The following is a 9504-nucleotide window of genomic DNA, read 5'->3' on the forward strand; positions in this document are numbered from 1 at the left end:
GTGGCGCACCGCTGCCCGGGCAGCGGTGCGCCACGCTCTCCGTACCCCTCGACTACGCCGATCCCGACGGGGAGCAGGTCCGGCTCGCCGTCTCCCGGCTGCCCAGCACGCGGCCCGAGGCGCGGCGCGGGACGCTCATGGTGATCCCCGGTGGGCCCGGCAGTTCCGGAGTGCAGCGGCTGGGGCAGAAGGGGGCCGCCCTGGCGAAGGAGATGGACGGGGCGTACGACCTGGTGGCGTTCGACCCGCGCGGAATCGGCGGCTCGGCCAAGGCGCGGTGCGGGCTCGACGAGGGCGACCGGTGGATGATGACGCTGCGGTCGTGGCCCGGTGCGGGTGGCGGCATCGGCGAGAACGTCACCCGGTCGAAGCGGATCGCCGAGGCCTGTGCCCGGAACGGGGGCGCCATGCTGCGCGGGCTGACCACCGCCAACCAGGTGCGGGACCTGGAACAGCTGAGGAAGGCGCTCGGTGAGCGGAAGCTGTCGGCGTGGGGCGTGTCGTACGGGACGTACGTGGCGGCCGCGTACGCGGAGAAGTACCCGCACCGGACGGACCGTTGGGTCCTCGACAGCAGCAACGACCCCGACCCGAAGAGAGTCGCCCGGGGCTGGCTTGAGGGCATGGCGCAGGGCGCCGAGGACCGGTTCCCGGACTTCGCCGACTGGGCGGCGCACCCGGACCGGGCGGACCAGGGACTGCGGCTCGCGGAGCGGCCCGAGGACGTCAGGGCCGTCGTCATGGATCTGGCGGGCCGGCTCGACCGCGAGCCGCATGCCTCCGTGCTCCCGGGTGCGCCGGGCGAGCCCGTGAAGCCGGGCCCTCCGCTCACGGGCTCGATGCTGCTCCAGTCGCTCCAGCTCGCGCTCTACTCCGACGGCTTCTTCCCGGCCTTCGCGCAGCTGGTGACGGAGGCGCTCGACCCGGAGGGCGAGCCGGTGTTGCCGCGTGAGCTGGCGGGCGCGATGCCGGACGACGCCGCGGCCATCACCGTGGGCGTGATCTGCAACGACGTGAACTGGCCCGCGTCCGTTCCGGCGTACGAGCGGGCCGTGGCGAAGGACCGCGAGCGGTTCCCGCTGACCGCCGGGATGCCGGCGAACATCACGCCCTGCTCCTTCTGGAAGGACGGCGCGGTGGAGAAGCCCGTCCGCGTCACCGACCGCGGGCCGTCCAACATCCTGATGATCCAGAACCTGCGGGATCCCGCCACCCCGTACTTCAAGGGGATGGGGATGCGGCGCGCCCTCGGGGACCGTGCCCGGCTCGTCTCCGTCGACCACGGCGGGCACGGGGCCTATCTGGGGAACGGCAACGCCTGCGGGGATCAGGCCGTGACCCGCTTCCTCACCGAGGGCGTCCGGCCGGACGGGGACGTCCTCTGCCGGTAGGCGTCTCCCGTACACGTGCGGGAGGTGGGCGTCTTCCGTACACGTGCGGGAGCCCGGCCGGAATCCTTCCGGCCGGGCTCCTCTTCTCCGTCGCTCAGACCTTCGCCCGCTCCGGCTCCCGTTCCGCGGCCGGGCCGCCCGTCGTCACCGTCACCCCTGTCGGTGCCGCCTCGGTGTCCACGTCGAACTCCTCCAGGAGTTCCTTGCTGAAGCCCCAGAAGTACGTCGCCACGAAGCCGGCCAGGTAGCCGACGAGCAGGCCGCCCGCGTAGATCGCGATCGTCTCGCCCAGGCCCTTGGCGCCGTCGAGGAGGGGGAAGAGGGCCCAGCCCGAGGGGCCGATCGCCGTCGAGCCGACCGTGTCGCCCAGCATGCTGAACAGTCCGACGAAGCCGCCGCCGAAGGCGCCGCCGACACAGGCCGTGACGAAGGGGCGGCCGAGGGGCAGGGAGACGCCGTAGATGAGGGGCTCGCCGACGCCCAGGAAGCCGGCCGGGAGCGCTGACTTGATGGTGCGGCGGATCGATCCGTTGCGCGGGAGCTTCAGGTAGACCGCCGCCGCCGCACCGACCTGGCCCGCGCCCGCCATCGCCAGGATGGGGAGGAGGACCGTGTAGCCCTGCTGCTCGATGAGCGTGGTGTGGATCGGGATGAGGGCCTGGTGCAGGCCCAGCATGACGAGCGGCAGGAACAGGCCGCCGAGGAGGAAGCCCGCTCCGGCGCCCGCGTGCGCGAGGAGCCAGTCGGCGAACTCGCCGATGGCGGTGGAGATCTCACCGGCCACGAACATCAGGCCGAAGATCGTGACCAGACCCGAGACCAGGACCGTCAGGGTCGGGGTGACCAGGACGTCGAGGGACTCCGGCACCCAGCGGCGGCACCACTTCTCCACGTACACCGCGAGGATCGCGGCGCCGAGCGCGCCGAGGACTCCGCCCTGGCCGGGGGAGAGCGTCTGGCCGAAGGCGTCGACCTTGGCGACGCCGGGGAAGACGATGATCGCCGCGACCGCGCCGCCGAGGATCGCCGTACCGCCGAACTCCTTCGCCGTGTTGTGGCCGACGAAGACCGCGATGAGGGCCATGAAGCCGCTCGCCATCGCGGCGAGCGCCGGGGTGACGCCGGGCAGCCATCCGAGGTTGATCAGCAGGCCGTTGAGGCCGGCGATGATGCCGCAGCCGATGAGCGCGGGGATCAGCGGGACGAAGATGTTCGCGATCCGGCGGAGGAAGAGCTTGAACGGGGTGGCGTTCTTCGCCTTCTGCGCCGCCCTCAGGGCCGCGCCCTGCGCCGCGAGGTCCTCCGCCGAGTGCGTGGGCTGCGGGGCCGCCGCCAGCAGGGCCTCGATCTCCGGGGTCACGCGGGCGACGGTGCCCGGGCCGAGGACGATCTGGTACGTGTCGTCCTCCACCACGCCCATCACGGCGGGCAGTGCCTTGAGGGCCTCGTCCTGGACGAGCGAGCGGTCGCGCAGACCCAGCCGGAGGCGGGTCATGCAGTGGGCCACGGAGCCGATGTTCCCGGCGCCGCCGACGAGGGGGAGGATCGCGGCGGCGATGGCGCGGTTCTTGTCGTCTGTGCTCATGGTGCGGTGGTGCCTTGCTGTGAGGGGTGCCTCTGGGGGGTGAGGGGGGTTACGGAGTGGGCCCGGTCGCGTGCAGCGCCGCACGCAGGTGGCCCTGGGAGACCTTGAGCCGCTCGGCGGCCGTGGGGGCGTCGATGTCGGCGAGGATCATGAGGATCGCGTTCTTCACCTCGCCGTCGGCGGCGGCGAGGGCGGTCTCGATCTGCTCGTCCGGTGCGCCGGTGGCCAGGGCGACGATCCGCCGCGAGCGGGCCTGGAGCTTCTCGTTGGAGGCGCGGACGTCGACCATCAGGTTTCCGTACGTCTTGCCGAGCCGGATCATCGTGATGGTCGAGATCATGTTGAGGACGAGCTTCTGGGCGGTGCCCGCCTTGAGCCGGGTCGAGCCGGTGAGCAGCTCCGGGCCGGGCACGACCTCGATGCCGTGCTCGGCGGCGGCGGCGAGTGCGCTGTCCTCGTTGCAGGAGAGGCCGATGGTGAGCGCCCCCCGTGCGCGGGCGTGCTCGACGGCGCCGATGGCGTACGGGGTGCGGCCGGAGGCGGAGATGCCGACGACGGTGTCGTCCGCGGTGACGTCGAGCGCGGTGAGGTCCTCGGCGGCGAGTTCCTTGGAGTCCTCGGCGCCTTCGACGGCCTTGACCATGGCGGAGGGGCCGCCCGCGATGAGGCCGACGACCTCGCTCGGGTCGGTGTTGAAGGTGGGCGGGCACTCGCTGGCGTCGAGGACGCCGAGGCGGCCCGCGGTGCCTGCGCCCATGTAGATGAGGCGTCCGCCGCGGGCCATGCGCTCGGCGGTGGCGTCGATGGCGGCGGCGATGGCGGGGAGCTGCCGGGCGACGGCGGTGGGGACGGTGGCGTCCTCGCCGTTCATGAGCGCCGCGATCTCGGCGGTGGGGAGCTGGTCGATCTCGGCCAGTTCCGGACGGAACGCTTCGGTGGTGAGGGTGGCCAGCTGGGCGCGGAGTTCGGAGTACGTAGCAGACACGTGCGGCTCTTTCGGTGCTGTGGTCGTCAGCGGGTGCGGGGTGAGTGGCGGTGGGCCAGGGCTTCGTAGGAGGCGGCGAGGGCAGGGGCCGCCGTCTCGTACGTACGCTGTGTGACACAGGTGAACAGGCAGTCCACTACCAGGAGTTGGCTGGTCCGCGACGACATGGCCGCGGGGCGCAGTTCGCTCTCGCGGGCGGTGGAGGTGGTGAGGACGTGGTCGGCGTACTGCGTGACCGGCCCGTCCGGGCGGCCGGTGATCGCGACCGTCGTCGCCCCGTGGTCGAAGGCGACCCGGAGCGGTTCTATGACGTCGCCGGTCGAGCCGGAGTGGGTGATGGCGATGGCGACGTCGCCGGAGCGGAGCTGCACGGCGTTGGTGACGGCGAGGTGCGGGTCGCTGTGGGCGTGTGCGATGAGACCGATGCGGAGGAGTTTCTGGCCGAGGTCCTGGGCGACGAGGCCGGAGGCGCCGATGCCGTAGATGTCGATGCGGCGGGCGGTGGCCAGGGCGGCGACGGCGGCGCCGAGCTGGACGGTGTCGAGTCCGGCGGCGGTGTCGGCGAGGGTCTGCTGCTCGTCGTAGGCGAGCTTGGCGACCACGTCGGCGATCGGGTCGTCGACGGCGATGTCGGCGGTGACGGCGGGTGCGCGGCCGGACTGCTGCTGGGCGGCGAGCCCGGCGAGGGCGAGCCGGAGGTCGCGGTAGCCGGGGTAGCCGAGGAGGCGGGCGGTGCGGACGACGGTCGCCTCACTGGTGCCGGTGAGCTCGGCGAGGCCGGTGACCGTGAGCGCGGCGCAGCCGGCGGGGTCTCCGGCGACGGCTTCGGCGACCCGTTGCATCGAGCGGGTCATGGACGGCGCGAGGGTCCGTACCTTGGCCGCGAGCGCGGCGGGGGCGGGGGGCGCGTCGCCCGTGAAACTTTCCTTCACTTCATTGGTCACAACTGAAAGATACTTTCGGAGAGGGGGTGCGACAAGACCCCGTCGGTCCCGGATCGGGGCGGGACCTCCGGTCCTTCGCGAGGTGCGCTCGCCACGGGTGACAATGGGTGCATGGACGACATCGACCCCGTGGAGCAGGCGCTCCACACCGCTCGCGCTCTGGTGCTGGCCGACCTGGTGGCCCGCGAGGTCGCCGCTGCCGAGGTGGTGTCGATGGTGGAGGACGCGGTGACCCACCGCCGCTGGTGGGTCGAGCAGTGGCCCGAGGGCCTGACGTACGTCGCCGGTCTCGTCGCCCAGGACGTCCAGGACGCCCTGCTCGAACGGTACGGCCGCTGGCCCCTCTGCCCGGTCTGCTCCACCGGTGGCCCGCACGCCCTGGACGTGGAGCCCGAGCTGGGGCCGGACCCGCACTGGGTCTGCGGGAAGCAGGGCATCGTGGTCGCGCCGGTGGGCGGTCTCACGTGAGACGGCCCGGAGCGGCACCTGGAACGAGGAGCGTCGGCCGGTGACCCTCTACATCGACCCGCCCACCTGGCCGGGGCACGGCCGCATGTGGTCGCACCTGGTCAGCGACGTCTCCTTCGAGGAACTGCACACCTTCGCCGCCTCGATCGGCGCCCCGCCCCGCGCCTTCGAGCGCGACCACTACGACATACCCTCCGACCGGTACGCGGACGCCGTGGCCGGCGGGGCGGTCGAGGTCGGATCGAAGGAGCTGCTGCGGCGCCTCACGGCGGCGGGGCTGCGGCGGCCGAAGGGCCGGCCGGCGCCCTCCTGACGGCGTTCGGGGCGGGGCGGTGACGCTCAGGGCAGCCTGGTGACGCCGATCTGGATGTGGAAGTGGTCCTGGTGGGCGGCGCGCAGTGTGGCGTTGTCGCTGCCGGGGGCGGCGTCCGGGGCGTAGTCCGGGTAGATCACGAAGCCGGTGCCGCCGAGTTCCGGCATGGGCCACTTGTTGGCCCGGCCGATCGCCGTCGCCTCGCACTCGAACGTGGCGAACCGGAAGACGGTCGTGAACAGCGCGTGCCCGAGCGGGTCCACGGCGGGGTCGATACGGATCCTGACGCCGGGCGGGCGCGGCAGGTTGCCCCAGTCCTTCTTCACGGACCGGGTGAACGGTGCTCCGTCCAACTGCCCCGTGATGCCCGAGAGATCGAGCGCGCGGCCCTGGTTGTGGCAGTCCTTCAGGTTGGGCCCGCCGTGGCCGATGCCGAGGTGGAGGAGTTCGGCGACGTCCGGCGCCGAGGAGTTGATCCAGCGGGTGAGGCGGTACAGCGCGATCAGCATGCGCTGGTCGAGGTTGTCGATGACCGCGGACGCCGGCGCGATCTGGTTCGTGTAGCGGATCCCGCCGAACGTCGGCGGGCTCACCACGACCCGCTGGGCGGGTGTCGGTGCCACGATCCCGGACGGTCCGTCGACGAACGCCGGGCTCTTCAGGGTGACGAGGCCGCGCCGGATCAGGTCGGCCATGAGCTTGTTCGCCTGGTCCGGAGTCAGCACGCGGGCCGGGGCCACGGCCCCGGAAGGGGTGGGCGCGAGACGGAAGGAGGCGTCCAGTGGACCACTCGCGTCCACCCGGTCGGCATCCACGTCGAAGCGCTGGAACTGCCCGCCGCGGAAGAAGTAGGTGAAGCGGCCGCCGGGATTGACGGCGGCGTCCACGCCGTCGGGGAAGAGGCCCGTCCAGTTGCCCGCGATGGGACGGGGGTAGCCGGGGTCGACGCGGTCCGCGGTGATGTCGTACCGGACGTAGGCGTCGCCCTTGAAGAGGTACAGCTTGCCGTTCCCCCAGTTCACGGCCGCGTCGATGCCGGTTCGCCAGTCGGGGCCGCCGCCGGCACCGGTGGGCAGTCCCGGCCAGTGGTCAAGGGTGAAGTGGGGTGGCAGGTACTCGGCCTCGACACCGTCCGCGCTCTCGTCGGTCGGGTTGTCGTAGCGGACGTAGGTGTCGCCCAGGAACGCGTACGCCTTGCCCGCGCCCCACCAGACGAAGGCGTCCGGCGAACGGGGGAGGCCGGGCCAGTTGGAGACGGGCAGCCCGGAGTCCTCACGGACGCCGGTGACCGAGTCGTACCGGTCGTAGGTGTCGTCGTCGAAGAAGAGGTACGTCTTGTCGTTCGGCCAGGAGACGGCCGACCTCGGTGTGGCCATGGCGCTCTCGGCTCCTTCCTGCGGGGACGGGCCACCGAGCAGGACCCGTCCCTTCCCTTTCCCTCACAGGACGCTTCTCACAGGACGCCGGCCCATCGGCAGCCCGTCGGCGCGCAGTTCCAGCCGCGGCCGTAACCGTGGACGAGCGCCGCGGGGTCCGCGGGCAGAGACCCGTAGTCGCCCCTGGGCTGCTTGTGCACCGGTTCCATTCGCCCGGTTCTCTTGTCCAGGAAGGGGACGACGGCGCGGTACGGCTGGTAGTGCTCCCGCCGGTCCACCGCCGGTGCCTGGATCGGCAGATCGAGTCGCATGGCGCTTCCTCAGATCGGGTGCCGGGCCGGCACCGGGCGGATGCCCGGCGCACGGCCCGGCCGGGTTCGTCAGAACGGGAACAGGTCGTCGATGCCCTGGCCCAGCATGCTCAGCAGCCCGCTGGCGGCGGCGCCGCCCTCGGTGGCGCCGGATCCCTCGACGTGCCTCCCGCGCTGGACGGGTGCGGACTGGTGGGGCAGCTGCAGTCGGAGCTGTCCGGGAGCGGACCGGCGGGGGGTGCCGGTGTCGGTGTTCGTCTCGTGGGTCTCGTCGAACATCACGTACTCCTTTCCCTGCTTCTCTCTGTCTGCGGGCCTTGTGCCCGCAGAGGCTCGTGGGGGTCAGAACGGCAGGAAGCCGTCGGCGAGGTTGCCGATGATGTTGAACAGTCCGCTGGCGCCGGCGCCGCCGTCGGTGGCACCGGACCCTTCGACGTGCCGTTCGCGGTGGACGGGTGCGGACTGGTGGGGCAGCTGCAGTCGGAGCTGTCCGGGAGCGGACCGGCGGGGGGTGCCGGCGTCCGTGTCCGGAGCGCGGGTCTCGTCGAACATGGTGGTTTCCTCTCCTCGGTGGCGTGGATCCGGTCGCGGATCCTCGGGGGTCAGACGTAGACGCCGCCGCCCGCGTAGCACATCTGCCGGGCAGGGCCCGTCAGGGTGGCGCAGGAGGACAGGGCGGCCTCGACGCCGGAACCGGTACCCGGGGCTTCGCTCCCGGGGGCGTCGCGGTGGACGGGGCGGACCTGGAGCGGCATGGCTCCTGGGCGGTTGTACGGGGTGTGCCGGTGGTGCGGAGTGCGCCGGGTGTCCATGGCGGATTCTCCTCTCGGTGATCGGCGGGACCTCGGGACGCGGGGGCTTCAGAAGGAGCCGAGGAAGGTGTGGACCGGGGCCAGGGTGACCGGCAGCTCGTCACTCACGTCGATGGTGAACAGATACGAGAGCCGGGACCTGCGTTCGTCCTCCGGGTCGTAGAAGGTCACGGTCACGTCCTGGCAGTCCGAACCGACCCTGCAGTACGGACTCTTGGTGACGGTGATGGAGTCGAGCGCGTACAGGTTCTTGGTGGAGCCCGGGACCCTGCTCGCGGACAGCAGGCCTTCCGAGATCTTGTCGCCGAACAGGAAGGCGTTGGTGCCCATGTAGTTGAGCGCGCGGTCGGCGGACGTCTGGCCGAGGTTGCGGAACTGGTAGTAGATCTTGTCGAGGAACGCCCGGATCGTCAGCCTCAGTTCGGCCTCGTCGCGGACCTGCACCTTGCCCTGCTTCTGCTTGTCCTCGGGAGTCTGGACATCGGCGTCCTTCTTGATCTCGGTGAAGACGGAGTCGACGAGCGCGGCCTCGTTCCACGTGTACAGGCCGCGGCTCTTGACCTCGACCACCGGCACGATCTGGCCGGAATAGAGGCGCGTGGTGCGGTTGGTGAGGACGCCCGGAACGGAGACGCGCGAGATGTACCCGTCGCGTTCGTTGGAGTCCTCCGGGTTGAGGGCCTGGCCCAGGATGGCGTCGCGGAACACCCGGTAGACCGTCGACACGGGCGGATTGGCGAACAGGCGGAACAGATCGGCGTCCGTCCTGTTCTGCTCGGTCGCGATCCGGATCGGCGTCTTGCGCTCCTTCGCGACCTGCTCCGGAGGGACGAGCGCCTCGCTCCAGTCCACGCCCGCGGAGGGCTCGGCCTCCAGCGCGTACACCGTGGCGCCGTCCATGGTGAGGGTCCAGGTGAGCTTGTCGGAGACCCAGGGGGCGCTCGCGAGGTAGTCGCGGAGCTGGCGGGGGCTGTACGGGTCCGGCGACTGCTCGACCGTCTTGCCGTCGACCTCTGTCACGAAGAACGGCATCTGCTGCCGGAAGCTGTCCCGGCGGGCCTCGGTCGCGTAGTCGAAGCCGATGGTGCCGATGGCGTAGATCAACTGACGCGAGGACGAGCCGCCGCTGCCGCCGCAGCTGCACGCGGCCGGGTCGCCGCCGCAGCCGCACGAGGGGCGCACGCCGGCACTTGTTGAGGCGTAGGAGGCGTGAACAGGGGGCGCAGTAGCGCTCTGTGAGGCGACTGGGACGGCGGCCTGGACCGGGGCGGCCTGGACCGGGGTGGCGGCCTGGACCTGAGCGGTCTGGACCGGGGGGG

General features: G+C 71.7%; 12 protein-coding genes. 3 read left to right on the top strand and 9 right to left on the bottom strand.

Translation table 11 applies throughout. From position 1 onward, the window contains the following. Nucleotides 1-1391: alpha/beta hydrolase (locus AOK00_RS14385; RefSeq protein ID WP_055600703.1), on the top strand; the 1391-nt coding region annotated here is incomplete at its 5' end. A 94-nt stretch (nt 1392-1485) separates the two neighbouring features. On the opposite strand, the gene AOK00_RS14390 is transcribed toward AOK00_RS14385, so the two are convergent. Genes AOK00_RS14390 through AOK00_RS14400 form a run of 3 tightly spaced genes read right to left on the bottom strand, consistent with a single transcriptional unit; the run spans nt 1486 to nt 4905 of the window. Next, a complete protein-coding gene (locus AOK00_RS14390; protein WP_055600704.1) occupies nt 1486-2976 on the bottom strand; it encodes a PTS transporter subunit EIIC in 1491 nt (496 codons plus the stop codon). A gap of 49 nt (nt 2977-3025) precedes the next feature. After that, on the bottom strand, nt 3026-3961 hold the full coding sequence (gene murQ / locus AOK00_RS14395; RefSeq protein ID WP_079042006.1) for an N-acetylmuramic acid 6-phosphate etherase: 936 nt from the start codon (nt 3959-3961) through the stop codon (nt 3026-3028). Between the two features lie 26 nt (nt 3962-3987). Further along, nucleotides 3988-4905, bottom strand: a complete 918-nt coding sequence (locus AOK00_RS14400; protein ID WP_030321987.1) for a MurR/RpiR family transcriptional regulator — start codon at nt 4903-4905, stop codon at nt 3988-3990. A 111-nt stretch (nt 4906-5016) separates the two neighbouring features. On the opposite strand from AOK00_RS14400, the gene AOK00_RS14405 reads away from it, so the two are divergent. Continuing rightward, nucleotides 5017-5373 (top strand): hypothetical protein, encoded by a 357-nt coding sequence (locus AOK00_RS14405; RefSeq protein ID WP_055600706.1) that lies wholly within the window; start codon nt 5017-5019, stop codon nt 5371-5373. A gap of 40 nt (nt 5374-5413) precedes the next feature. After that, nucleotides 5414-5686, top strand: a complete 273-nt coding sequence (locus tag AOK00_RS14410; protein WP_055600707.1) for a DUF4031 domain-containing protein — start codon at nt 5414-5416, stop codon at nt 5684-5686. Between the two features lie 26 nt (nt 5687-5712). Here AOK00_RS14410 and AOK00_RS14415 read toward each other — a convergent pair whose 3' ends face one another. The 6 genes from AOK00_RS14415 to AOK00_RS14440 form a co-directional block, all read right to left on the bottom strand. Beyond that, nucleotides 5713-7062, bottom strand: a complete 1350-nt coding sequence (locus AOK00_RS14415) for a hemopexin repeat-containing protein (RefSeq protein WP_055600708.1) — start codon at nt 7060-7062, stop codon at nt 5713-5715. 77 nt (nt 7063-7139) lie between these two features. Beyond that, on the bottom strand, nt 7140-7373 hold the full coding sequence (locus AOK00_RS14420; RefSeq protein WP_055600709.1) for a hypothetical protein: 234 nt from the start codon (nt 7371-7373) through the stop codon (nt 7140-7142). 69 nt (nt 7374-7442) lie between these two features. After that, nucleotides 7443-7652, bottom strand: a complete 210-nt coding sequence (locus AOK00_RS14425; RefSeq protein ID WP_055600710.1) for a hypothetical protein — start codon at nt 7650-7652, stop codon at nt 7443-7445. A gap of 63 nt (nt 7653-7715) precedes the next feature. Continuing rightward, complete coding sequence (locus tag AOK00_RS14430; RefSeq protein ID WP_055600711.1) at nt 7716-7925, bottom strand: hypothetical protein; 210 nt, start codon at nt 7923-7925, stop codon at nt 7716-7718. A 50-nt stretch (nt 7926-7975) separates the two neighbouring features. Beyond that, complete coding sequence (locus tag AOK00_RS14435; protein WP_055600712.1) at nt 7976-8185, bottom strand: hypothetical protein; 210 nt, start codon at nt 8183-8185, stop codon at nt 7976-7978. A gap of 48 nt (nt 8186-8233) precedes the next feature. Continuing rightward, nucleotides 8234-9504 (bottom strand): hypothetical protein (locus AOK00_RS14440; RefSeq protein WP_216822246.1); only part of this gene is annotated, 1271 nt, incomplete at its 5' end.

This window comes from Streptomyces aureus (assembly GCF_001418135.1).
Classification (GTDB): Bacteria; Actinomycetota; Actinomycetes; order Streptomycetales; family Streptomycetaceae; genus Streptomyces; species Streptomyces aureus_A.